The sequence below is a fragment of the Paenibacillus endoradicis genome, from assembly GCF_024721975.1.
In genome coordinates, this window is record NZ_JANQBB010000003.1 from 835,098 (window position 1) to 859,719 (window position 24,622).

At 39.9% G+C, this 24,622-nt stretch carries 23 protein-coding genes; 22 read left to right on the forward strand and 1 reads right to left on the reverse strand.

The annotated features are described in order from the left end of the window. Positions 1-21 precede the first annotated feature (21 nt). The 12 genes from coaBC (at position 22) to spoVM (ending at position 13,120) form a co-directional block, all read left to right on the forward strand. Entirely contained in the window at positions 22-1,242 is a 1,221-nt protein-coding gene (gene coaBC, locus NV377_RS13995) for a bifunctional phosphopantothenoylcysteine decarboxylase/phosphopantothenate--cysteine ligase CoaBC (RefSeq protein ID WP_258199533.1), read from the forward strand. Further along, positions 1,232-3,715, forward strand: a complete 2,484-nt coding sequence (priA, locus tag NV377_RS14000) for a primosomal protein N' (protein ID WP_258199534.1) — start codon at positions 1,232-1,234, stop codon at positions 3,713-3,715. Before coaBC ends, priA begins: the two co-directional genes overlap by 11 nt. 251 nt (positions 3,716-3,966) lie before the next feature. Continuing rightward, complete coding sequence (def, locus tag NV377_RS14005) at positions 3,967-4,455, forward strand: peptide deformylase (RefSeq protein ID WP_258199535.1); 489 nt, start codon at positions 3,967-3,969, stop codon at positions 4,453-4,455. A gap of 1 nt (position 4,456) precedes the next feature. Further along, on the forward strand, positions 4,457-5,404 hold the full coding sequence (fmt, locus tag NV377_RS14010) for a methionyl-tRNA formyltransferase (RefSeq protein ID WP_258199536.1): 948 nt from the start codon (positions 4,457-4,459) through the stop codon (positions 5,402-5,404). A gap of 3 nt (positions 5,405-5,407) precedes the next feature. Then, positions 5,408-6,880, forward strand: a complete 1,473-nt coding sequence (rsmB, locus tag NV377_RS14015) for a 16S rRNA (cytosine(967)-C(5))-methyltransferase RsmB (protein ID WP_258199537.1) — start codon at positions 5,408-5,410, stop codon at positions 6,878-6,880. A 148-nt stretch (positions 6,881-7,028) separates the two neighbouring features. After that, positions 7,029-8,075 (forward strand): dual-specificity RNA methyltransferase RlmN, encoded by a 1,047-nt coding sequence (gene rlmN / locus NV377_RS14020; protein ID WP_258199538.1) that lies wholly within the window; start codon positions 7,029-7,031, stop codon positions 8,073-8,075. 12 nt (positions 8,076-8,087) lie between these two features. Then, positions 8,088-8,849 carry a Stp1/IreP family PP2C-type Ser/Thr phosphatase gene (locus NV377_RS14025; RefSeq protein WP_258199539.1) on the forward strand — a complete coding sequence of 254 codons (762 nt, stop codon included), beginning with the start codon at positions 8,088-8,090 and terminating at the stop codon, positions 8,847-8,849. Beyond that, positions 8,846-11,017 (forward strand): Stk1 family PASTA domain-containing Ser/Thr kinase, encoded by a 2,172-nt coding sequence (gene pknB / locus NV377_RS14030; protein ID WP_258199540.1) that lies wholly within the window; start codon positions 8,846-8,848, stop codon positions 11,015-11,017. Before NV377_RS14025 ends, pknB begins: the two co-directional genes overlap by 4 nt. Further along, positions 10,974-11,966, forward strand: coding sequence for a ribosome small subunit-dependent GTPase A (gene rsgA, locus NV377_RS14035; RefSeq protein WP_258199541.1), 993 nt, complete (start codon positions 10,974-10,976; stop codon positions 11,964-11,966). The genes pknB and rsgA overlap by 44 nt, the downstream gene beginning before the upstream one ends. A 5-nt stretch (positions 11,967-11,971) precedes the next feature. Continuing rightward, positions 11,972-12,616: a ribulose-phosphate 3-epimerase gene (rpe, locus tag NV377_RS14040; RefSeq protein WP_258199542.1), complete on the forward strand. Its 645-nt coding sequence runs from the start codon at positions 11,972-11,974 to the stop codon at positions 12,614-12,616. Between the two features lie 18 nt (positions 12,617-12,634). After that, positions 12,635-12,907 carry a hypothetical protein gene (locus NV377_RS14045; protein WP_258199543.1) on the forward strand — a complete coding sequence of 91 codons (273 nt, stop codon included), beginning with the start codon at positions 12,635-12,637 and terminating at the stop codon, positions 12,905-12,907. A 132-nt stretch (positions 12,908-13,039) separates the two neighbouring features. After that, the gene (gene spoVM, locus NV377_RS14050) at positions 13,040-13,120 is read left to right on the forward strand and encodes a stage V sporulation protein SpoVM (RefSeq protein WP_258200341.1); all 81 of its coding nucleotides are present in this window, start codon (positions 13,040-13,042) and stop codon (positions 13,118-13,120) included. 99 nt (positions 13,121-13,219) lie between these two features. Here spoVM and rpmB read toward each other — a convergent pair whose 3' ends face one another. Then, positions 13,220-13,408, reverse strand: a complete 189-nt coding sequence (gene rpmB, locus NV377_RS14055) for a 50S ribosomal protein L28 (RefSeq protein WP_258199544.1) — start codon at positions 13,406-13,408, stop codon at positions 13,220-13,222. Positions 13,409-13,675: 267 nt separating this feature from the next. Here rpmB and NV377_RS14060 point away from each other — a divergent pair, with 267 nt between their 5' ends. The 10 genes from NV377_RS14060 to NV377_RS14105 form a co-directional block, all read left to right on the forward strand. After that, positions 13,676-14,035: an Asp23/Gls24 family envelope stress response protein gene (locus NV377_RS14060; RefSeq protein ID WP_258199545.1), complete on the forward strand. Its 360-nt coding sequence runs from the start codon at positions 13,676-13,678 to the stop codon at positions 14,033-14,035. 17 nt (positions 14,036-14,052) lie between these two features. Continuing rightward, positions 14,053-15,798, forward strand: coding sequence for a DAK2 domain-containing protein (gene fakA / locus NV377_RS14065; RefSeq protein WP_258199546.1), 1,746 nt, complete (start codon positions 14,053-14,055; stop codon positions 15,796-15,798). 37 nt (positions 15,799-15,835) lie between these two features. After that, positions 15,836-16,693, forward strand: coding sequence for a DegV family protein (fakB, locus tag NV377_RS14070; protein WP_258199547.1), 858 nt, complete (start codon positions 15,836-15,838; stop codon positions 16,691-16,693). A 7-nt stretch (positions 16,694-16,700) separates the two neighbouring features. Continuing rightward, a complete protein-coding gene (gene recG, locus NV377_RS14075; RefSeq protein WP_258199548.1) occupies positions 16,701-18,758 on the forward strand; it encodes an ATP-dependent DNA helicase RecG in 2,058 nt (685 codons plus the stop codon). A 71-nt stretch (positions 18,759-18,829) separates the two neighbouring features. Further along, entirely contained in the window at positions 18,830-19,117 is a 288-nt protein-coding gene (locus tag NV377_RS14080) for a stage VI sporulation protein F (RefSeq protein WP_258199549.1), read from the forward strand. A gap of 294 nt (positions 19,118-19,411) precedes the next feature. Further along, positions 19,412-20,656 (forward strand): DNA polymerase IV, encoded by a 1,245-nt coding sequence (locus tag NV377_RS14085; protein ID WP_258199550.1) that lies wholly within the window; start codon positions 19,412-19,414, stop codon positions 20,654-20,656. Beyond that, positions 20,653-20,988, forward strand: coding sequence for a YolD-like family protein (locus NV377_RS14090; protein WP_258199551.1), 336 nt, complete (start codon positions 20,653-20,655; stop codon positions 20,986-20,988). Before NV377_RS14085 ends, NV377_RS14090 begins: the two co-directional genes overlap by 4 nt. Positions 20,989-21,481: 493 nt before the next feature. Further along, entirely contained in the window at positions 21,482-23,788 is a 2,307-nt protein-coding gene (locus NV377_RS14095) for a glycoside hydrolase (RefSeq protein ID WP_258199552.1), read from the forward strand. A 125-nt stretch (positions 23,789-23,913) separates the two neighbouring features. After that, positions 23,914-24,174: a hypothetical protein gene (locus NV377_RS14100; RefSeq protein ID WP_258199553.1), complete on the forward strand. Its 261-nt coding sequence runs from the start codon at positions 23,914-23,916 to the stop codon at positions 24,172-24,174. A gap of 51 nt (positions 24,175-24,225) precedes the next feature. Further along, on the forward strand, positions 24,226-24,622 hold a 397-nt coding region (locus NV377_RS14105), incomplete at its 3' end, for an LCP family glycopolymer transferase (protein ID WP_258201413.1).

Genomic DNA, 24,622 nt, shown 5'->3' on the forward strand with positions numbered 1-24,622 from the left:
AGATGAATAGGAGATGGCATAGTGCTACGAGGCAAGACAATTGTACTTGGAATTAGTGGAGGTATTGCAGCTTACAAGGCAGCTACGATTTGTAGCAAGCTTACAGGAGCTGGTGCTAATGTGCATGTTATTATGACAACGTCTGCTACAAAGTTCATTACGCCATTAACTCTACAGACGCTTTCCAAAAATGAAGTTCATATCGATACATTTGATGAGAATAATCCGCAGGTTGTTAATCATATCAATCTTGCAGATGCTGCGGATCTTATTCTTATTGCTCCAGCAACAGCGAATACTATTGGCAAATTAGCTAATGGTATCGCTGATGATATGCTCAGTACGACGTTACTTGCGGCTACTTGCCCTATTGTAATCGCACCTGCAATGAATGTTCATATGTATGAGCATCCTGCTGTAGTTCACAATATGAACTTACTTGCGGAGCGTGGTGCATTATTTGTAGATCCAGGTACTGGTCAACTTGCGTGTGGCTATGTAGCGAAAGGTCGTCTAGCAGAGCCAGAGGAGATTGTTGATGCTGTAAGTAATTGGCTTAGTAAGCCGCAATTACTTGCAGGTCAATCGGTCCTCGTTACTGCCGGAGGTACGATCGAACGACTTGATCCCGTCCGTTACTTAACAAATGATTCTTCTGGTAAAATGGGATTTGCTATTGCCGAAGCAGCAAGATTACTAGGTGCTGATGTTACGATCGTTGCAGGTAGAACTAGCGCAACACCACCTTCAGGGATTCGACTTGTTCGTGTGGAGTCAGCCGAGCAAATGCTAGAGGAAGTGCTAGCGCGCTATGAGCAAGCTAATGTCGTCATCAAGGCGGCAGCTGTTGCGGATTATCGTCCTCTACAACGTTATGGCCAGAAGATTAAGAAGAGTGGCGATATTCTACATCTTGAACTAGAGCGTACGACAGATATATTGCAAACACTAGGTGAAAGCAAACAAGATCAGATTTTAGTGGGATTTGCTGCTGAGACTGAACATGTCGACGAATACGCTTTGGATAAATTAAAACGTAAGCACTGTGATTTTATCGTTGCAAATGATGTTTCCGCTGAGGGAGCAGGATTTAATGGCGATACAAATATTATTACCATCTATAATAAGCAAGGTATTGTGGAGCGACTTCCGTTATTGAGTAAAGCGCAAGCAGCGGAAAGACTTATGAATATTGTAGCAGCCCGATTACAACAGATTAAGGATGATAGTCATGATCGCTAATATTATTGTAGATGTGCCGAGCCGTCAGACGGATCGGCCTTTTGATTATGAAGTGCCATTAGATATGCAACCATGGATTGAGGTTGGTAGTCGAGTGGGCGTTCCTTTTGGTGGTCGTGTACTACAAGGATTTGTTATCTCGCTTGCGATGGATACGGACTATGACAGAAGTAAGTTGAAATGTGTTTCGCAATTACTTGATCCAGTACCTCCACTCCTACCAGACCTGATTGATCTTTCGGAGTGGCTTAGTCATAAATACTGTTGTTCTCGAATTGCGTCTTTGCAAGTGATGCTTCCATCAGCCTTGAAAGGTAAGGAAGAAAAATATATCGGTTTATCTGAATTCTTTGAACAGGCAGAGCACTCAGATAAGCCGTGGTTGCAATACATTGCTGCGGAAGGTGGAGTAGTTACCTTCGATAAATTACTATCCGCTTATCCTGATGCTCATAAACATATTAAAGCAGCATTGCAGCAAAATATATTGTCTGTACGTGCCTCTGTAAAGGATCGTATAGGGATTAAAAAAATATTGACAGTAGTATTACCCGATCAACTTGATATCGCTAGAGATCAGCTGCCTGCACTTATGAAAAAGGCTCGTAAGCAATATGAAGTTCTTTCTTACATGCTAGAACATGCACAGCCACTTCCGATGCAACAATTAGTTGCAGCATTACACACTAGTTCAAGCGTTGTTCACGGATTAGTTGATAAGGGGCTATTGCGGTTGGAAGAACGAGAGCAAGCGCGCGATCCATATAAGCACCGTCAGTTTGAAGCTAGCTCAGCACTGCCTTTAACGACCTCACAGCATAGCGTATATGAACGGATTGTTACGAGTATGATTGCAGAAACTGGGCAAACGATGTTGCTCTATGGGGTTACTGGTAGTGGTAAGACAGAGGTATATTTGCAAAGTATTGCCCAGTGTCTTCAAATTGGGAAGCAAGCAATTGTACTTGTTCCTGAAATTGCCCTTACTCCGCAAATGGTTGAGCGATTCAAATCTCGCTTTGGTGATGCTGTTGCAGTCATGCATAGTCGCTTATCTGAAGGAGAACGTTTTGATGAGTGGCGGAAAATCCGTAATGAGCAAGCGCAAGTTGTCGTTGGTGCACGTTCCGCAATTTTTGCTCCATTTCAATCTATTGGACTCATCATTATCGATGAAGAGCATGAGTCATCTTATAAGCAAGAAGATACACCTAAGTATCATGCAAGAGATGTAGCAGTAAAGCGAGCTAAGCAACATGGTGCAGTAGTTGTTCTTGGTTCTGCAACGCCATCATTAGAAACTTACGTTGCTGCGAATCGTAATCCTGCGGATGGTAGTGAAGCTCCAATTCTTCATTTGCCAGAACGCGTCTCAGGTCAAGACATGCCAAAAGTTGAAATTGTTGACATGCGTGAGGAATTGCAGCGTGGTAACCGTTCGATGTTTAGTGGATCGCTTTATACAGCGTTGAAAGAGCGACTAGAAAGACAAGAGCAGACCGTCTTACTGCTCAATCGAAGAGGTTACTCTACTTTCGTTATGTGTAGATCTTGTGGTTATACAGCAACATGTCCACATTGCGATATTTCATTAACTTTTCATCAGAAAACAAGATCACTTCGTTGTCATTACTGTGGACATACAGAGTCATCACCTAAGCAATGTCCTACATGCGAATCAGAGCATATTCGATTTTTTGGAACAGGTACGCAAAAAGTTGAAGAAGAGCTTGCTAAATTATTTCCGGGTATACGTGTCATTCGTATGGATGTAGATACAACAACGGAAAAAAATTCGCATGAAAAATTACTGAAAGCATTTGGTGATCGTCAAGCAGATGTGTTATTAGGAACTCAAATGGTGGCCAAAGGTCTTGATTTCCCGTATGTTACGTTGGTTGGTGTAATCGCTGCTGATACGACATTGAATTTACCGGATTTTCGAGCAGGGGAACGTACATTCCAATTATTAACGCAAGTTGCTGGTAGAGCAGGTAGACATCATCTAAGTGGAGAGGTTATTATTCAAACATATAACCCTGATCATTATGCCATTACTGCAGCACAATATCATAATTATGAACAATTTATTGAAGAAGAGCTGTCATTGCGTGCTATAATGGCATATCCGCCGTATTGTAGATTAATTCTAATTACAATGTCACATGAACAACTTCCATTACTTTCGGATGTAAGTCAGCGCTTTGTGACAGAGCTACGAGAATTAGCAGAATATGAAGGTGTGCTTGTCCCTTTACGTAGTCGTATGATGCGTGCGCTTGAAATATTAGGACCGGTTGCATCACCTCTTGCTAGAATCAAGGATCGCTACAGGTATCAATGTGTGATAAAATATCGTGGTAGTATCGATGCGGGAAGTCTTGTACAACGAGCTATAAGTCCGTTTCTTGAAGGTAATGCAAAAAATAAGGTGTTGTTCAGTGTGGATGTTGATCCACAGGTAATACTGTAAGATGAAGTTCAAATAGCAGACTTTGATAACGATGAGCATGCTAACGTAGAATATTCGACATCAAATATAAAGCGGACTTTGATAACGATGATTGACTAGGTAGCATATTCTATATTGAATATGAAGCGAACTTGGCAAGTCTAGTATAAGCTTCCGAGGTATGTTTCTTTCAGAAACATTGTAGGTCTGCGTGTACCAATAACGTACACTAGAAATAGTTTAAGTTTATGAAAAGTTTTGGAGGTCATTTTATGAGTATTCGTCTAATTGTTAAAGAACCAGATCAGGTGTTGCGAGAAATCGCGAAACCAGTTACTAAATTCAATTCAAACTTAAAAAAATTATTAAAAGATATGGCTGAAACGATGTATGATGCAGATGGAGTAGGTCTTGCAGCGCCACAAATCGGGATATCTAAACGAGTTATAGTTGTAGATGTCGGCGATGAGAATGGTCTAGTCGAAATGGTTAACCCTGTCATTATTGAACGTGATGGTGAACAGTTAGGTCCAGAAGGCTGTTTAAGTATTCCTAATATTAACGGCGAAGTACTTCGTGCTGATCATATTGTCGTTCAAGGACAGGATAGTGATGGCGAAACTTTTACTGTTGAAGCAACTGGCTATTTTTCGCGTGCGTTTCAACATGAAGTTGATCATTTGAATGGAGTACTGTTCACAGATATTGCACTTAATACGTACGATGTTTCTGATCAGGTACGAAAAGGCGGCGAAAGATAATATGCGTATCGTTTTCATGGGGACACCGACATTCGCTGTCCCTTCTCTACGTACTTTAATTGAAGAAGGTTATAACGTAGTAGCAGTTGTATCACAACCAGATCGTCCGAAAGGGCGCAAAAAAGTGCTCACACCGCCACCTGTGAAAGAAGCGGCATTAGAGCTTGGGTTACCGGTCATTCAACCTGAACGAATGCGTAGTGAAGAGGCGGTAGCTGAAGTTGCTAGCTATAATCCGGATCTGATTATTACAGCTGCGTACGGTCAAATCCTACCTAAAGCTGTGCTCGATTTGCCTAAGTTCGGTTGTATTAATGTTCATGGTTCTTTACTTCCTCGTTATCGTGGAGGTGCTCCTATTCAACGCTCTATTATTAATGGTGAGTCTGAGACTGGAGTAACGATTATGTATATGGCTATTGGACTTGACACTGGGGATATGCTTAGTCGTGTTGCACTTCCTATTACGGATGAAGATAATTCAGGCACGATGTTTGAAAAGCTTAGCCTTGCTGGGGCGCAATTGCTCAAGGAAACTTTACCGCCGCTTCTTGCCGGTGAGCTGCCTGCAGTTGCTCAGAATGAAGATGAGGCGACCTATGCATCTAATTTAACTCGTGAAGATGAGCGTATTGATTGGACGCAGTCTGCAAGATCGATCTTTAATCAAGTACGCGGATTGTCACCAATGGCTGGTGCTTTTACGTATTTGAATAATGAACCTTTCAAGATTTGGGCATGTAAGCCGTTGTCTGCACATGCTGATGCAACAACAGTTGGCACAATAATTGCTGCCAGTTCAGAAGGAATTACAGTGCAGACTGGTGATGGTCAATTATTACTTACCCAAGTTCAGCCTGCAGGCAAGCGTATGATGGATGTCGCGGATTGGCTGCAAGGCGCAAGAGCAATTATAGGTGTTGAACTCGTTTCAGCCGTACAGGAGTAGACTATGAATAAGAAACCTTCAACATATAGACGAGCTTCATCTACTAATAAAGCTAAGTCTAGTAATGGAGCTCCTGGTAACATTCAGGGACAAGCTGCGCAACCAAAACCGAAATCTGCACGTCTAATTGCTTTAGAGGTGCTAGTTAAAGTCGAGGAAGCAGGAGCTTATAGTAATTTGCAATTGAATAAGACGTTACAAGAACAACAATTATCAAGGCAGGATGCTGCACTTACAACGGAAATCGTGTACGGTACGATTAGTCGAAAGTTAACGATCGATTATTGGTTATCTAAGTTTGTTGCTAAAGGCTTGCATAAGTTACAACCGTGGGTACATCAATTGCTAAGACTTAGTATTTATCAATTGGTGTGGTTGGATCGAATTCCTCCACATGCTGTTGTAAACGAAGCAGTAAATATTGCAAAGCGTAAAGGGCATCAAGGGATCTCTAGTATGGTTAATGGTGTTTTACGCAGCGCCATTCGTGGTCAAGCGGATCTTGTTATTAGTGGAATCCATTTGCCAAATAAAGTAGAGATGCTATCTGTTCGCTACTCATTTCCCGAGTGGCTTGTGAAGCGTTGGTTAGATGAGTATGGCTTTAAGACTACAGAGCAAATATTGAGTAGTAGCAATGAGGTGCCGCATAGCTCTATTCGTGTTAACACGATGAAAGCAACAGTAGCAGAAGTATTGCAAGCACTTGAATCAGAAGGTCTTAATGCATCAGTGTCACCACTTGCACCAGCTGGTATTAATGTACATCGTGGAGGGCATCTTGCTGGATTAGCTGGATTTGCTAGTGGGCAGTGGTCTCTGCAAGATGAAAGCTCTATGCTCGTAGCAGAAGTGTTACAACCTAAACCAGGGATGCTCGTTTTGGATGCTTGTGCTGCACCAGGTGGCAAAAGCATGCATATCGGAGAATTAATGCAAGGTAAAGGGAAATTAATTTCTAATGATTTGCATGAGCATAAGCGTCAATTAATTGAAGATCAAGCGAAGCGTCTGGGGCTGACACATATTGAGACGATGAGTGGAGATGCAATTGCACTTGCTGATCGTCTGCAGAAACAAAGTTTTGATGCGATACTGCTTGATGCCCCGTGCAGTGGTTTCGGCGTTATTCGCCGCAAACCTGAAATTAAGTGGACCAAAGAGAATAGTGATGTAGCAGCAATAGCTACGATTCAAAGTAAATTGCTTGATGCAATGAGTGATCTTGTGAAGCCAGGTGGTACATTAGTATATAGTACATGTACAATCGCTAAAGAAGAGAACGAAATGCAGATTGCTCAGTTTCTTGCTAGAAACCCTCAGTATAAATTAGATACTGGGTGGCCACAACCACTGCTAGAGTCGCTAAGATCGCAAGGGATTATCGACGATTCATTCGATGGTCAATTACAGTTACTGCCACAATATGCGAATAGTGATGGATTTTTCATAGCCCGTCTAGTTCGACACAATTAAGCTAAGATTAGCTTGTCATAATGGGCTGCAAGTTGACATAACATTGACAGATGGCTCGAGAGCCGCGTTTATGCTAAAATATATTGAAACATGCTTTATTATCGCTTTGCGAAAATGAAGCACCTATAAACTATACAGGTGTGATGAGATGAAACCATTTATTTATGACTATAGACACGAAGAATTGCAAGAATGGATGAAAGAGATCGGTGAGCCAGTTTTCCGTGCTGATCAAGTATTTGACTGGATTTATGTGAAACGTGTAACAAGCTTTGAACAAATGACGAACTTATCTAAAAGTCTTCGTCAAGCATTAACGGATAAATTCGAATTTCTAACATTAACAGAAATTACGAAATTCGAGTCTCGAGACGGTACTGTGAAATTCTTGTTTGGTTTACAAGATAATCATGCGATTGAAACTGTTATTATGCGACATAGCTATGGAAATAGCGTATGTGTAACGACTCAAGTTGGTTGTCGTATTGGTTGTACCTTCTGTGCGTCTACACTTGGCGGTTTGAAACGTAACTTAACAGCTGGAGAAATTGTTGCTCAAGTTGTCACTTCACAAATGATGCTTGATGCTACAGGTGAGCGTGTATCTAGTATTGTTATTATGGGTTCTGGTGAACCATTTGAAAACTACGATGCTACAATGACGTTTTTACGTAATATGATTCATGAGAAGGGCTTGAATATTGGTCAACGCCATATTACCGTTTCTACTAGCGGAATTGTACCAAGTATTTACAAATTCGCTGATGAAAACACACAAATTAATTTGGCTCTATCCATTCATGCTCCAAATGATAAGTTACGTTCTAAGCTTATGCCAGTTAACCGACGCTTCCCATTTGATGATGTTATTGAATCGATTCGCTATTACCAAGCGAAAACAGGCCGTCGTATTTCTTTTGAATATGCGCTTATCGGCGGTGTAAACGATCAAGTGGAACATGCAGAAGAGTTAGCTAGTGTAATCAAAGATATGTTATGTCATGTTAACTTAATTCCAGTTAACCATGTACCTGAGCGAGACTACGTACGTACTCCACGTAATGATATCTTTGAATTTGCCAGAGTATTAGAAAAAAATAACATCAATGTAACGATACGACGAGAGCAAGGTCATGATATTGCAGCTGCTTGTGGGCAATTAAGAGCCAAACATATGGAATCTACGGCGAGGTGATTACGTTTGTTAATGGTTAGTCGCAGTGATATTGGAAGAATTCGTCAAGTGAATGAGGATTCTGCGTTAACAGGGAATATTAATGACCAACTTTCGTTTGCTATTGTAGCAGACGGAATGGGTGGTCATCAGGCTGGAGATGTTGCGAGTCAAATCGCGGTTAAAGCTTTTCAGCGTATTCTGCAGCAACATGAAGAAATTACAAATTGGAGCGCAGAAGACGGTAAACGTCTGATGCGAATTGCTATTCGTCAAGCAAATGATGAAATATTCCAATTAGCTAAACATATGGAACAATATCATAATATGGGCACAACGATTGTTGCTGCCCTATTATGGGATCACATGATCATTGTTGGGCATGTTGGTGATAGCCGCGCTTATCGTATCAATGAACAAGGCATCCATCAGCTAACTGAAGATCATTCTTTAGTGAATGCGTTGGTACAATCGGGACAATTAACGGCCGAAGAGGCTGAGCATCATCCCCGAAAAAATGTATTAACCCGTGCGATCGGTACAGATGATGATGTCGAAGTAGATGTTCGTATTATCGAATGGGATAGCCGTGATATTTTGCTTTTATGTAGTGATGGCTTATCAAATCGCGTTAGCGAGTCTCAACTTCATCAAATTGTAATGAGTCAGCAACCACTTGCAACAAGTGCAGATCAATTAATTCTACTTGCTAATGAGGCTGGTGGGGAAGACAACATTACACTTGTTCTTTATGATCAAAACGGTCATGTACAAGGAAAGGAGGAGACACTATGATTGGACACGATCTTGCTGGTCGCTATGAGATAATTTCTCGTATAGGCGGTGGCGGAATGGCTTTAGTATATAAAGCGCATGATGTACTGCTTAATCGGAAAGTAGCGGTCAAAGTATTACGACAACAATTTGTTCATGATGAAGAGTTTATTCGTCGGTTTCGTCGTGAAGGTCAATCAGCAGCGGCACTTTCTCATCCTAATGTTGTAAGTATATATGACGTTGGTCAAGAAGAAGATATTCATTATATCGTTATGGAGTATGTAGAAGGCCATAATTTGAATGAAATTATTGTAGAGCGAGCTCCTCTTCAAATTGAAGAAGCAGTTCACATCGCACAGCAAATATGTGAGGCGCTTGATCACGCACATACGAATCATATTATTCATCGTGATATTAAGCCTCACAACATTCTTATTGGTAATAATGGTAGAGTGAAAGTAACTGATTTCGGTATTGCTAGAGCAGTAACTTCCTCAACGATTACACATACTGGTTCTGTTGTTGGATCTGTACATTATTTTTCACCTGAACACGCTAAAGGTGTGAATACAGGTGAGAAATCGGACTTATATTCTTTGGGAATCGTACTATATCAGATGTTAACTGCTCAACTCCCATTTTTTGGTGAGAGTCCAATTAGCATTGCATTGAAACATTTGCAAGATGATTTTGAAGAGCCTAGAGTTGCCAATTCGCATATTCCTCAATCAGTAGAAAATATCATTTTGAAATCAATGCGGAAAAATCCGAATGAACGCTATCATTCAGCAAAAGCAATGATGGAGGATTTAGAGACATGCCTTCAACCACATCGTCTGTATGAACCGAAAATTGTATTCAGTCAAGTAGATGAAATGCAGGAAACAAAAGTTATGCCTGCTATTCGTTCTTCGCAAATGCAAGATATGAATACTACCCGCACGCAGCAGGCAACGGGACCTGTAAGTAATACGGTGAGGATTGAAGACACTACGGCAATGAAAACTACAGCACTGGAAGACTCTGAGCTTACAAAGAAAGAAAACAATTGGAAGAAACCATTGATTGTCGTTCTTGTAACATTAGTTTTCTTGGCTGCGTTAATATGGGGATTTTTCAAGTTATTAGATACTTGGCAAACAGACGATGTCGACATACCTTATGTTGTAGACTTGACAGAGGAACAAGCTCGTGAAGCTATTGAGGAAAAAGGTTTGAGAGTTAAAGAACCAGTAACGCGTGAAACAAGTAAGGTTGTTCCACTAGGTAACGTTATGGAGCAATCGAAGATGAATATGAAGGTGAAGGTTGGATCTTTTATCGAATTAATTATCAGTAGCGGACCTGAGCTGAAACAACTACCTAACTATGTTGGTGGAATGAAAACAGCTACAATTAATTCCCTTGTAGAGCTTGGTATTAAGGAGTCTCAGCTCGAATTTATCGAAGTCAACGATGACTCTGAGGTAGGTACTATACTTGAGCAGACACCAAGTTCAGGTTCTGAAATTAATCCTGATGATGTGAAAATTACATTTACAGTAAGCTCTGGACCAGAGACGTTTGATATGCCAACTCTAGAGGGCAAAAAATTAGCTGATGTTAAAGATATTTTGAAAGCTTATGGTTTAATACTTGAAGAAGGTAATATTAAGTATGAGGCTAGTTATTTGTTCGAAAAAGACGAAGTTATTAGCCAAAATGTATTGCCTAATGAGAAAGTTGTTAAAGGTAGTAAAATCTCGATTGTTGTAAGTTCAGGGCAACCTAAGGATGCCAAAAACTATGTGTTTAATGTGCGTATTTCACCTGCGAACAGTGATTCTGCAAGTGAAGTGGAAATTATTTATTCCGATGCTCGTGGTGAAAATATGAAGCTTGATACACGTACGATTACAAGTACGGTTGATATTCCAGTAACGCTTGTGCTTGACCCTGATACGGTAGCAAGAGTATCTGTAACCCGAGATGGTACGTTCATGGATATCAAAGAAATCAGATATAAAGATATTTCAAAAGGTTCAACAACTGGATTGGAAATTCCAGGTAATGTTGTTCAACCGACTGCAACACCTACAACTACAGAAACTAACCCTACTCCACCGGGTGGGTCAGACCAAAATACGGAGGGTAACGAACATAATGAGCAAAACGAGCAATCCACGGAAACATTTGCAGAAGAATAATGAGACAACTACAGATTCTTCCGCTAGTCTCCAGGGAGTGATTGTTAAAGCACTGAGTGGTTATTATTACGTTCAACCTCAACATGATCGGATTTCTTCTAGCACGGTTCAATGCCGTGCTAGAGGAGTATTTAAGAACAGAGGCCTTACTCCTTTAGTAGGCGATGATGTACTCTATGTACCTACAGAAAATGGAGAAGGAACTGTTGTAGAATTACTTCCTCGTCATTCAGAATTAATACGTCCAGCTGTGGCGAATGTTGACCTTGCTATTCTCGTATTTTCTGTGCATGAGCCTGCCCTTAATTTACAATTGTTAGATAAGTTCTTACTTCATATTGAGCATGCAGGAATTCAACCTGTTCTTTGCTTAAGCAAGCAAGATTTATCTCATGATCCCAATAGTAAGGAATCATTGCAGGAAGAGGCGCTCAAAAGTATCGAGGAAGTCACTCGCATCTACAGTAATTTAGGCTATGAAATTTATGGGACGAGTTCTGTGGAGCATGAAGGAATATCCCCTTTACATGAAAGGTTGAAAGGGCATGTATCTGTGTTTGCTGGACAATCCGGAGTAGGGAAATCTTCGCTTTTGAATGCACTAGTTCCTGGATTGACACTAGAAACCAATGAAATAAGTAATCGGCTAGGACGCGGTAAGCATACAACTCGTCATGTAGAACTTATTGATATTGGCGGGGGCTATGTTGCAGACACGCCTGGTTTCAGCCAGCTTGATTTTACGGAGCTTGGTATTTCGGATCTTGCGTATGGTTTTATAGAAATGCGCGAGCTTGCCCCAGAGTGTAAGTTTAGAGGTTGCTCGCATGTTCAGGAGCCCGGTTGTGCCGTACTTGAACAACTTGCAGCAGGAAAGATTGAAGCAAGCAGGCATGAACATTATATAACCTTTCTTGCAGAACTCAAAGATCAAAAACGGAGGTACTAACAGTCATGACTATTATTGCACCATCTATTTTATCCGCTGATTTTTCTCAATTAGGTCAAGAAATTCAATCCATAGAAGCGGCAGGAGCGGATTGGGTACATATCGATGTAATGGACGGTCACTTTGTGCCTAACCTTACATTTGGCCCTCCGGTTATTGCTGCGGTTCGGTCTAAGACGAAACTGCCTTTTGATGTTCATCTTATGATTGAACGTCCTGACCAATACATTGCTGATTATATTGCTGCTGGCGCTGATCGTATTACGATTCATCTGGAAGCCTGTGCTCATCTTCATAGAACAATCTATTCAATTAAGGAAAAAGGTCTTCCTGTAGGTGTAGCTCTTAATCCAGCTACACCGGTTTCTTCGTTGATACCGATTCTTAATGATATCGATATGGTTCTTATTATGACGGTTAATCCTGGATTTGGTGGACAATCATTTATTCCGTATTCAGTAACTAAGCTTCGTGAATTACGAGCGCTCTTACAACAAGGTGAACTATCTCATATCGATGTGCAAGTAGATGGTGGTATTAATGCGCAGACAGCGCAGCTTGTTCGTGATGCAGGCGCTAATGTCCTTGTAGCGGGCAATGCTGTATTTAATGCTCCTAGTCGTGCTGAAGCTATAGCCTCATTACGTTAATAGGAGGAGGTAATTCGTATGAAATTTAATATTAAAACTTTCGTTTGGGTCATCTTGTACGCGATGATGGCTGGTGGAACGTTATCGTTATTTACTACGATAAGTTCGTTTATTAAATATTTGTTTTCATTATTGGCTGTCTATATCGGCGTTCGATTTTTTAGGCGCTTCGAAACGATCGGCTTACGAATTACGTTTATCGTATTAGCAATCATTATGTTCTTTATAGGTGTCTTTATTACGGTCGTTTATCAAAGTTTGACTAATCCAGACTTTTTATTAGGTCAGTAATCAAAATTTGGGCTTGAAATAATCTTTCTTTGAAGCATGTGGTGGCATACGTTGCGCTCTTTTTGCATATTATGATTACAAGAGTGGAGCTCACACGGAAAATGTAACCGCGTGTTTCGAGGAGGGGTGGACATGAAGTTCTATACCATTAAATTACCTAAATTTTTGGGTGGATTTGTAAAAGCAGTGTTGAATACATTCCAAAAAAGCTAACAACATAATGCTGGCTGTCGCAATCGCAACTCCATGGAGGCGTACAACCTTACAACAAAAAAAGCACCTGAAGATTCAGGTGCTTTTGTCTATGGCAAATTACACACGAGTAATTTTACCAGACTTCAACGCGCGAGCGCTGATGTATACACGTTTTGGTTTACCATCCACAAGGATACGAACCTTTTGAACGTTAACTCCCCAAGTACGACGAGTTGTGTTGTTCGCGTGAGATTTGTTGTTACCACTTCCAGGCGCTTTGCCAGTTACGAAACATTTGCGGGACATAAGTACACCTCCTTCACCAAATATCAAGTGTTCTTGCTTTAACAGCTCATTGCCTTTACAGCTATGTAAAGACTATGCTACTTGAATGATTAATCATGCATATTACTTCTAATATAAACAGACCTAAATATCGTAACATAAAGTTGATCCCTGTTCAACCTAATTCTAATTGAAATGTTGTGAAATTTCACTATACTCTTCAATAAAATCAATGTTTATAGTACAATGTAAATTAGTCCATAATATATGGCAAGGGAGTGAATAGTTATGCCGATACAATTAGATAATGATTATGGTCAGATCAATGTATCTGATAGTTGTATTGCCACAATTGCTGGTTCTGCCGCTATGGAATGTTATGGGCTCGTAGGAATGGCTTCACGAAATGGACTTAAAGATGGACTCGCAGTGCTTCTAGGTCGAGACAATTGGACTAAGGGTGTTGAAATAAGACAAGATCAACATGGTGTATATATTGATTTGTATATTATTGTGAGTTATGGAACGAAAATTTCTGAAGTAGCGAATAATATTCGTTCTAAAGTAACCTATGTGTTAAATGATGTAATAGGCCTTGCAGTTAACGAAGTTAACATTTTCGTTCAAGATGTAAGGGTATCTACCTAGCAGGAAGGGGAATTTCATTGGGTAAGCGAGCTATTAACGGTTCTGATTTTGCTGGAATGGCATTATTAGGAGCTGACTTACTAAAGCGAAATGCTGAACAAGTCAATGCACTTAACGTGTTTCCAGTGCCGGATGGCGATACTGGAACAAATATGAATCTAACAATGACTTCAGGAATAACTGAATTGAAAAACAAACAATCTGCTCATCTGGGGAAAACAGCTGAAGCATTATCTAAAGGACTATTGATGGGGGCGCGTGGTAATTCAGGCGTTATTCTTTCTCAACTATTTAGAGGGTTCTCTAAGTCATTAGCGAGTGCCGAGGAAGCGACGGCTATAGATATTGCTGTTGCCCTACAACATGGTGTGGATATGGCATATAAGGCTGTTGTTAAGCCGGTAGAGGGAACAATACTTACTGTAGCGAAAGAAGCAGCGCGTCATGCTGTGCAATTTGCTCGTCGTAATACAGAAGTACTTGAATTAATGCAAGAAGTACATCAAAGAGCTTACGAAGCTTTGCAAAAAACTCCTGATCTATTACCGATTTTGAAACAAGTAGGCGTTGTTGACTCTGGTGGTCAAGGACTTGTCTATATTTATGAAGGATTTGTACAATCATTATCCGGCAATTCAGAAATTTCAGATGATCTAACCTCTGAAGCTGCACCTGCAGATGTATATGTTCCACAGCCTATACGTAACATAGTTCCAATCTCCGCTCAAGCAAAACTAGAGACTTTAGATATTGAGTTCTTCTATGACATGGAGTTTTTCATCAAGCGCAATGTATCCGGAACTTCTGTATCCGCCTTTGATGAATCCGCTTACAAGAAAGCATTATCTAAAGATGGGGACTCAATTCTAGTAATTACAGATGATGACATTATTAAAGTTCATGTTCATTCTCGTAAACCAGGTGATGTGTTCAATTTGTCAGTTCCATATGGTGAACTTACAGATATGCATATTCTTAATATGCGCGAACAACATCGTGAATTGCTTGAAGAAGATAGTCACCAATCGCATGCGAATTTATCAGCTGCCGAGCTGTTAGCGGGACAGGCCATTGATAATCGTCCAACCGAGCAAGCCTTTGAGCGTGCGCCTTACGGGATGATTACCGTTGCACTTGGTGATGGGGTTGCTGAATTGTTCCGTAGTAGTGACGTGGATATCGTATTATCCGGTGGACAGACAATGAATCCAAGCACAGAAGATTTTGTGAAAGCGATCGAAGCACTCTCTGCGGATCATATTTTCATATTCCCAAATAATAGCAATATCATATTAGCTGCTGAACAAGCTGTGGAACTAACAGAGCGCTCTGTTACTGTAATACCTACCAAAACAATTCCGCAAGGGATTGCGGCGGTGCTTGCTTTTAAAGAAGACGAAACGCCAGAACGCAACAAAGAGTGGATGATTTCTGCTGCTAGTACGGTTGTATCAGGTCAAATTACGAAAGCGGTTCGCGATACGAGTATTGATGGTGTAGAGATTACTGAAGGACACTATATCGGTATTAAGGAAAAATCAATTGTAACTTCTGAGGCGGAACTTCTAGATGCATGTAAGGCTCTACTTGCAAGCATGCTTGAAGAAGAAGGGGACATTGTTACTATTCTTACAGGTGAAGGTTCATCAGATGAAATCTCAGCTTCGATTAGCGAGTGGATTAGCGAGCATTATAGCGATCTAGAAATTGAAGTGCAGCATGGTGGTCAACCGCTATATCCATATGTGTTTGCAGTCGAGTAATATCAATTAAGCGATAAGGGAAGGGGAATATCGTAAAATGGGAAATATTCGAATTGTAACGGATAGTACAGCAGACATTCCAGCTGATGCACGTGAGAAGTACGGCATTACTATGGTTCCACTTAAAGTATTATTCGGTGAGGAGACATTTAGAGATGCCATCGATATGACAACGGATGATTTCTATGCTCGTCTAAAAACATCCACTGTTATGCCGACAACATCCCAGCCATCACCTGCTGAATTCAGTGATGTATATGAACGTCTTCTAGCTGAAGACCCTACAGGTCCAATTATTTCAATTCATCTTGCATCTGTTCTAAGTGGAACGTATCAATCGGCAACGATTGCTCAGTCTATGATTGAAGCTGAAGATGCAAACATTACAGTTATTGATTCAAAATCAGCATCTTACGGCAATGGTATGCAAGTTATTCTTGCTGCTAAAATGGCTGAAGCAGGGGCTTCTGTTGAAGAAATCGTTGCTGCTATTGAAGAGAGACAGAAGAATGCAGAAATCTACTTCTTAGTGGATACGCTTGAATATTTACAAAAAGGTGGACGTATCGGCAGAGCTGCTGCTCTTATCGGTTCGTTACTTAATATTAAGCCGATTCTTTCGCTTGATGAAGTAGGAGCTGTATACTCTGCGGATAAAGCAAGAGGTAGTAAAAAAGCAATGGCTAAAATTGTTGAGTTATTGAAAGAAGCATATGGTGATGCTGAGGTTGGTCTGGTTGTCGCAAAGACAGATGATGCAACGATTGCACAAGAGCTTGAAGCACGTGTTACTGCTGAACTTAATGTGAAGGAAATCCATTATACAGCTGTGGGTACTGTTGTAGGTACTCATACTGGACCTGGTACTTCCGCTGTATTCTTATATAAGGTGTGAGCTTGGAATGATCAAACTTGATCAAATTCCAGTTAAACAGTTGAAAGGCGTGAGTGCTCTTAAGGAACAGGAGCTTCACGCCTTTGGCCTATATACTGCGAATGATATTATATTATACTTTCCGTTTCGATATGAAGATTATCGTGTACGTGACTTGACTGAAATAAAAAGTGGTGAAAAAGCTACAGTTATTGGAACTGTACGTGGTGTTCCTGTATTACAACGTTATGGTAAGTCAAAATCTCGTCTAACATGTAAAATACAAGTCGGTATTCAGTTAATTACTGCAACTTGGTTTAATCGTCATTTTCTTCGTGAAGGATTAATTCCCGATCGAGAAATTATGTTAACTGGTAAATGGGAACAGTCTCGTCTGCAATTAACAGTGTCAGAATCTGAGTTTCTTGATGCCGTCAAACCATCTGCAAAGATGGATACATTGCAGCCTGTTTATTCCGTAGGTGGAAAGATTACACAGCCATGGATTCGCAAATTAATTACAGCGACATTAGAACAATATGGCAGTATGGTGGAAGAAATTCTTCCCTATGGAATCGTCCAGAAATATAATTTGATGAATCGAGCAGAGGCTATTACACATATCCATCATCCTGGTGATTTTGCCGCTGGGCAAGAAGCACGAAGACGAATGGTGTATGAGGAATTATTTTTATTCCAGCTTCGTTTGCAGGCATATCGTGCACTTTCTCATCGGAGGCAGGCGGGTATTGCTATGCAGATTGACAGTCAATGGATTCGTGAATTTGCTGCGACGTTACCATTTGAACTTACAGACGGTCAGAAGAAAGCGATTAACGAAATTTCTGTTGATATGCGTCGTAATTATGGAATGAATCGATTGCTGCAAGGTGATGTTGGTTCTGGTAAAACGGTAGTTGCTGCGATTGCACTCTATAGTGCAGTGAAGGCGGGGTATCAAGGTGCATTAATGGTTCCTACGGAGATATTAGCAGAGCAACATTTGAAGAGCTTCACGCGTTTATTTGATAATACGAACATTCAAGTAGGGCTGTTAACAGGAAGTTTAGGTGAGCGCAAACGTCGTGATATGCTTGCCTCGCTGCAGATGGGGCTAATTGATGTTGTTGTTGGTACACATGCACTTATACAAGAGGATGTTTTCTTTAGCAAGTTAGGACTTGTCGTAGTCGATGAGCAGCATCGCTTTGGTGTTAATCAACGGAGCATATTACGTCAGAAGGGGATTCATCCAGATGTACTAACGATGACGGCGACTCCGATTCCGCGGACGCTTGCTATAACTGCCTTTGGTGATATGGATGTATCGACGATTCGCGAGCGTCCACAAGGGCGTAAACCGATCGAGACGTTCTGGGTTAAGCATAGTGCTTTAGATCGCGCATACGGCTTTATTCGCAAGCAAGTAGCGCTTGGTCGTCAAGCTTATGTCATCTGTCCTCTCATTGAAGAATCTGAGAAGCTAGAAGTGCAGAATGTTATTGATGTTCATATTACGATGCAGCAGGCATTCCCCGATCTACAAGTAGGACTGTTACATGGTCGTATGAGTGCAGCTGAGAAAGAAGCGTCGATGGGTGCTTTTGCTAGTAATGAATCACAAGTGTTAGTTGCAACAACTGTTGTTGAGGTAGGCGTAGATGTTCCTAATGCTACGATTATTATGATTATGGATGCTGAGCGATTTGGGCTTTCTCAATTGCATCAACTTCGGGGCCGGGTAGGGCGTGGCGAGCATCAATCGTATTGTATTTTACTTGCTGATCCCAAGTCAGAAGTAGGTCGAGAACGAATGAAGGTTATGACCGACACGAATGATGGTTTCGAGGTAGCGCGTCGTGATCTTGAACTTCGAGGTCCAGGTGACTTCTTTGGGACAAAACAAAGTGGTCTACCAGAATTCAAGCTTGCTGATATGGTTGCAGACTACGAATTACTTGAGCAGGCTAGGGAAGATGCTACTGAACTCGTGGCTCGCGACAGTTTTTGGCATGATTCTACGTACGCTAGATTAATAGAATGGCTTCGAAATGATCCTTTATTTCAAGGAGAACAAATAGATTAGGCAATTATTAGCGATCGCCTGCATATAGTTAATTCATTAGAGCTAGTTGCCTATACGGAGGTGTCTGATCAATGAGTTATCAAAAATTCGGTATTAGTCCGCAGTTAGTGGAGCGAGTGAAGTTTAAAGCGAAAAATCCAGCTACAAAGGAACGTCTTCGCAAATTACTTGGTGATGCTACCAAATACGATTTGCAGGATCGACTGAAGGTTCGTAAGCTGACCAAATCTGCTGCAACTATTTTGCAAGAAAAACTAACCGAAACACAGGAAGAACAAATTGTTACGTTCGTGTTAGCGCAAAAAATAGATCCAAACAATACGCTTCATTTATTGAAATTATGGAGTATGTTCCGCTAAGCTATTGTAATAGTGTAAGTTCGCTGCATTTTTGATGTCGAATATGCTACGTAGTAGTGCATCGTTATCAAAGTCTGTTTTTGAACTACCCCTAGGAAAAGGCATTCATTGCCCACTGCATGTTCGCATGTAGCAGGTGATGAATGCCTTTTTGTTATGGACTGGATGAACTGTCATAAATTTCAGTTGCATAACGAATAGAATAAGAGTATATAATAAATAAGAACATATGTTCTGTTGTGTGCATAATATAGCAGAACATATAATAGCGAAATGATTTGTGGGGCGAGTGCGATGACGCATAAGAAACAAGAGCGCATCATTATGTTAGCAGACTGTCAGTCTTTCTATGCAACGGTAGAAAAAGTTGCTCATCCTGAGTTAGAGGGTCGACCACTTGTTGTAGCGGGTGATCCGGAAAGGCGTTCAGGTATTATATTAGCTGCTTGTCCAATAGCAAAGCAGTATGGCATCAAAACTGCCGAGACGTTAGGTGACGCGATTGCCAAATGTCCTAATGTAGCTATTATTAGGCCTCGTATGGAGGAGTATATTAAAGTATCTTTGCAAATTACAGCGATCTATCAAAGTTATACAGATCTTGTTGAGCCATACAGTATTGATGAACAGCATCTTGATGTGACAGGCAGTGTACAAAATTATCATACCATTGAGCAAATGGCATACACGATTCAGCGACAAGTGATGCGAGAGACAGGAGTACGTATTCGAATTGGTATAAGTAGCAATAAAGTATTAAGTAAGATGGCTTGTGATCACTTTGCAAAACAAAATGCATCAGGACTATTTCGTTTACCTATTTCACATATTGAAGAGGTGCTATGGTCGCTTCCGATTGGCAATATGTTTATGGTAGGCAGAAAGATGAAGCATCATCTTGAAGTTATGGGCATTCATACGATAGGGGAGCTAGCTCGCACGCCGCTTGCTACATTACGTCGCCGCTTTGGAGTGAACGGTGAGGTGCTATGGCGAATTGCAAATGGAGTCGATGATTCACCTGTTTCTCCAATGACACACATTGCGCAGAAAGGAATAGGTCATCATATGACGCTACCTGTTGATTATGAAACGTTGGAAGCGATCAAGGTGCCACTGCTTGAGTTAACGGAACTTGTATGTCAACGTGCTCGAATGAAAGGTTACATGGGCTCTGTTGTGTCAGTAGGCTGCCACGGGGCTGACTTTGATTATCCTACAGGATTCCATCGTCAGAAAAAGCTAGATGATCCAACTTATTTAACGGATGATGTGTATCATGTTGCACTTGAATTACTCGAGAAACATTGGGATGGCTTACCGATTCGCAGTATTGGGGTGACGCTTAATCAATTTGTTAGCGATGAACAGTATCAGATGACGTTATTTGATAATCGTGAGGAACGACTTGCACTCGCTCGTACGACAGATTCGATTAAAGCTCGTTATGGCAATACAGCAATTATGCGAGCATCATCGTTGACGGAGGCAGGTCAAGTGCATGATCGTGCACGGAAAATAGGAGGTCATTACAAATGAGTTTGAAATTAACAGGGAATGGTCTATTCGAGTCATCACGAATGATGCTACCCGAACATAAGGAAGCCTATAATGAATTTCATAAAAATTTGGAACAGAAAGAACGCCCACACTTTGATGAACAACGATTAGTTGAACTTTCTTATCAGTTTGCCGAAGCGATGAATGAGAAGGCTACTGTTCGTATTCGCATTTATGATTTGTTCCAGGATCGATGGATAACAGGAAAAGTTCAGCGTATTGATGTTTTGCAAGCTCGAATGAAATTGGTGCAGGAAGACGAGACACGCTGGATTAAGCTTGAGGAAATTATTGATCTTGTCGTGGAGTAGATAGTTGCTGCTTCGCGACATATTAAAACAGGAAATTGAGTGGAGAAAATGCTTGATTTTCTTGTAACACTTAGGAAAAAACAGCATTTTTTTCGAAGACTTGTACTTAGTTGCGTGTTCTCAAATGTAACATTTCTTGCAGTTATTGAAATGAATTTTACTTAAAATGAGTCAGTAGTTCGGGGTAAAAAAATAAAACAAAGAACGAGCGTCGATGATGCCCGTTCTTTGTTTTATTAAATAACGTTTAAACGTAAGCTAATATTCAATTAAGTGAATCTTGTACAATCATATCGGGTTTGAATTTAAAATATTATGTTAGAGTTGTTTGTAACATTCATGTAACATACTCAGGTTATTCTATTTAAAGTGGTGTGATTGTTAGTCTATTTGCATAATCAAAATTTTGGTTTTGTGCTTGAATAAAAAATAGGTTAGTGATTTGTAAAATGAGTTTTAAAATGGGTCTATTATAAAATAGGAGGTAAGATAAATGAGGAAAATAAGTAAAATCATTTTAATCGTTGCAATGGCAAGTAGTGTTCTTACGGGGTGTATGAATGAAAAAATCATACCAAGTAAAGAGGAAATCTCACAAATTAATAATTTAAACTTTAACTTTAGTGTAGATCCGGAGACACTAGCGCTTGAGGTAGAGTCCAATGGAATTACCGAGAAAGTATCGGAGCCCTTGGAGAGAATGAAAGTTTCAAATTTAGAAGACAGTGGAGATAACATTAGCTGGAGCTATTTGGAACAGGGAATTGACGTTGATATCGAGAAAAAAGAAAATTATGTAGATGTAGCTATAAAATCAAGTAAAGTCGAAGACAACACGTTTATATGGCCAAAAGTGAACGGTGATGGATATATGCTCCCGTTTAATCAGGGCAAGTATATTCCAAGCAATGATTCTATTTGGACAGATTATTTAAATGAGGGAAAAATGAAGGTTATTGAGGCTTTATCTATGCAATTTTTTGCAGTTGATAAAAGTGAGTATTCGCTAGTATATATAATTAGAAATCCTTATAATAGTGAAATTGATTTTAATACAGAAAATGGTATTGAGTTTGCTTTTAATCATGAGTTTCCACAGATTAATGAAGAGAAGGAATATGGATTTAGAATATATTTAACTGAAAAAAATACAGTGGATGTTGCAAAAACCTATAAAAACTATTTGATTGAACAAGGTGATTTCAAAAGTTTGGCGGATAAGGCTGAAGAAAATAGTAATATTGAAAAGCTTTACGGTGCACCCCATGTTTATTTTTGGGATAGAACGGTGATTTCAGAGGAAAATATAAAATGGGCAAAACTGAAAGAAAGTTTACCTGAAAAACTGAAATTATGGATTCAGGAGTTATTAACTACTAAAGTTGAGGATGGATCAGAACTTTCATCGGGCTTAGAAGATTTGAATAACTTAGATTATGTAGACAATTACACTAAGAATAGAATACTAAAAGGTCTAAGTGCCGTAATGCAACTAAAAGAATTCTATAATCAGGAAATATTTACTGATTTAGATAAAGAAACGCAGGGGCTATTAGACAGGGGAATAGCAAAATTAAATGCTGTTGAATTAATTGACTTAAATAAGAGATTGTTAAAAAGCGTGCTTGGAAATGTAGTTGACCCAATAGAGGAGTGGGCAGCTGCAAATACCGTAGATGTGATAAAGGATATGAAGGATTCAGGGTTAGAATATATGTGGATTGGGTTGGACGACTGGCAGGAAGGGTTTATTAAGCCAGAGTTAATAAAAAAAGCGGAAGATTTGGGGTATTTAATTGGCACATATGATTCGTATCATTCAATCCATGAACCAGGTAAAGAGAAGTGGGAAACTGCCAAGTTTAAAGATACTTCACTATACGAGGATGCAACTGTAACGAATAAAGATGGGAGCAAGATTGAAGGATTCCAGGGTGTAGGTAGAAAATTGAATCCGACACTTGCAATGCCTAGTGTAGAAGAAAGAGTAACTACGATTTTAAGTACTGGCATAGCGTTTAACTCATGGTTTTTAGATACAGATGGCACTGGAGAGATCTATGATGATTATTCGCCAGAACATATTACTACTGAAAATGAAGATATCCAAGCTAGAATTAAGAGAATGGAGTATCTGCAAAAAGAATGGAATATGGTCGTTGGAACTGAGGGAGGAAATGATTTTGCTAACAAAACTATTGCCTTTGCACATGGAATAGAAACACCATCATTTTCTTGGATGGATGCGGACATGGCCAAAAACAAAGAAAGTGAGTATTATGTAGGGAGATACTATTCAAGTACTGGCGGAGTACCCGAATTATTCTCTAAACAAATACCTATAAAGGAAAAGTATAAGAAGTTATTTTTGGATACAGATTACACGATCCCATTGTACAAGTTGGTTTACAACGATTCAGTGATTACAAGTTATTGGTGGGGATGGGGAAGCTTAAAATTTGAAGATGAAATAGTAAATAGGATGTTGTATGAGATACTTTATAATGTCCCTCCTTTATATCATATAGATAAAGTTGAGTGGGAAAAACACAAAGAAACAATAGTTAAGCATTCTAAAGTATGGTCAAAGTTCAGTGAAAAAGCAATCAAGGAAGAAATGACAGATTTTCGAATTTTATCAGATGATAAACTCGTTCAAATGACAGCATATGGTGAAGAATTAAGTGCAGTAACAAATTTTTCAGAAGATGAATTTAACTATCACGGGGAGATAATACCTGGGAAATCAGTTTTAATTATTGATGGCGACAGTAATACTATCTATTCACCGGAAAAATAAGCGTGAAATTCACTACATTTTAACTGTTTATTTCCGATAAGCTAAATCAGAACACTAAGGAAGAAAATGCTGAATAATGCCCCTTTAAAAAAGAAGTGCACCCAACATTTGGAGGTGCTTTTTTTATGGAGAAATTTACAGAAAAACAAAAAATAGAAGCAGTAGAACAATATCTCATTACAGATAGTGGACACCGGTCTAAAATGAATCGTATGCGTAATCATTTTACCATTGAACCCGACGTAGTAATGGAACTAAAGTATGTAATAGAACACAAAACAAAGATTCATTCATTAAGTTTCTTTCTCAGTCCACCCGAAGCAACCTTTACCCTAAAAGAGGTAACGCAAATTAACGATGATGTCGTTAAAGACAAAGTCATATGAGTGGATACAAAAGAATAGATTAATGGAAATCTGTATGTAGGAACTAGAATAATGAAAAAGAGAGTTGAAAAAATTTCCATAGTAGCGATAGTGCTAGTCTTGATAGCATCAGGAGTTTTTGCATTTCGTAAACCTTTGGCTATGCTTGCATTTAATATATTTCTATCAGATCAGGTCGTGAACACGTTAGAGGAGAAGTCATATAAACCTCTAGAAGGGGAGGGAAATGTAACTTATAGTAAAGCAGAAACGCTGAACCCTTTTTCTGTTTTACTATTAGGTACAGACCAACGTGAAAATGAAACGGCGCGTTCAGATACAATGATTTATGCGGTGATAAGACCTCAAGAATCAAAGGTATTATTGGTTTCAATTCCACGGGATACCTATACTGAAATTATAGGAAAAGGAAAGAAGGATAAGATCAATCATGCCTTCGCTTTTGGCG

Excerpts from the sequence above, each read along its gene's own strand:
- priA (WP_258199534.1), top strand. The coding sequence starts at position 1,232 with ATGATCGCTAATATTATTGTAGATGTGCCGAGCCGTCAGACGGATCGG.
- def (WP_258199535.1), top strand. The coding sequence starts at position 3,967 with ATGAGTATTCGTCTAATTGTTAAAGAACCAGATCAGGTGTTGCGAGAA.
- fmt (WP_258199536.1), top strand. The coding sequence starts at position 4,457 with ATGCGTATCGTTTTCATGGGGACACCGACATTCGCTGTCCCTTCTCTA.
- rsmB (WP_258199537.1), top strand. The coding sequence starts at position 5,408 with ATGAATAAGAAACCTTCAACATATAGACGAGCTTCATCTACTAATAAA.
- rlmN (WP_258199538.1), top strand. The coding sequence starts at position 7,029 with ATGAAACCATTTATTTATGACTATAGACACGAAGAATTGCAAGAATGG.
- NV377_RS14025 (WP_258199539.1), top strand. The coding sequence starts at position 8,088 with ATGGTTAGTCGCAGTGATATTGGAAGAATTCGTCAAGTGAATGAGGAT.
- pknB (WP_258199540.1), top strand. The coding sequence starts at position 8,846 with ATGATTGGACACGATCTTGCTGGTCGCTATGAGATAATTTCTCGTATA.
- rsgA (WP_258199541.1), top strand. The coding sequence starts at position 10,974 with ATGAGCAAAACGAGCAATCCACGGAAACATTTGCAGAAGAATAATGAG.
- rpe (WP_258199542.1), top strand. The coding sequence starts at position 11,972 with ATGACTATTATTGCACCATCTATTTTATCCGCTGATTTTTCTCAATTA.
- NV377_RS14045 (WP_258199543.1), top strand. The coding sequence starts at position 12,635 with ATGAAATTTAATATTAAAACTTTCGTTTGGGTCATCTTGTACGCGATG.
- spoVM (WP_258200341.1), top strand. The coding sequence starts at position 13,040 with ATGAAGTTCTATACCATTAAATTACCTAAATTTTTGGGTGGATTTGTA.
- rpmB (WP_258199544.1), bottom strand. The coding sequence starts at position 13,408 with ATGTCCCGCAAATGTTTCGTAACTGGCAAAGCGCCTGGAAGTGGTAAC.
- NV377_RS14060 (WP_258199545.1), top strand. The coding sequence starts at position 13,676 with ATGCCGATACAATTAGATAATGATTATGGTCAGATCAATGTATCTGAT.
- fakB (WP_258199547.1), top strand. The coding sequence starts at position 15,836 with ATGGGAAATATTCGAATTGTAACGGATAGTACAGCAGACATTCCAGCT.
- recG (WP_258199548.1), top strand. The coding sequence starts at position 16,701 with ATGATCAAACTTGATCAAATTCCAGTTAAACAGTTGAAAGGCGTGAGT.
- NV377_RS14080 (WP_258199549.1), top strand. The coding sequence starts at position 18,830 with ATGAGTTATCAAAAATTCGGTATTAGTCCGCAGTTAGTGGAGCGAGTG.
- NV377_RS14085 (WP_258199550.1), top strand. The coding sequence starts at position 19,412 with ATGACGCATAAGAAACAAGAGCGCATCATTATGTTAGCAGACTGTCAG.
- NV377_RS14090 (WP_258199551.1), top strand. The coding sequence starts at position 20,653 with ATGAGTTTGAAATTAACAGGGAATGGTCTATTCGAGTCATCACGAATG.
- NV377_RS14095 (WP_258199552.1), top strand. The coding sequence starts at position 21,482 with ATGAGGAAAATAAGTAAAATCATTTTAATCGTTGCAATGGCAAGTAGT.
- NV377_RS14100 (WP_258199553.1), top strand. The coding sequence starts at position 23,914 with ATGGAGAAATTTACAGAAAAACAAAAAATAGAAGCAGTAGAACAATAT.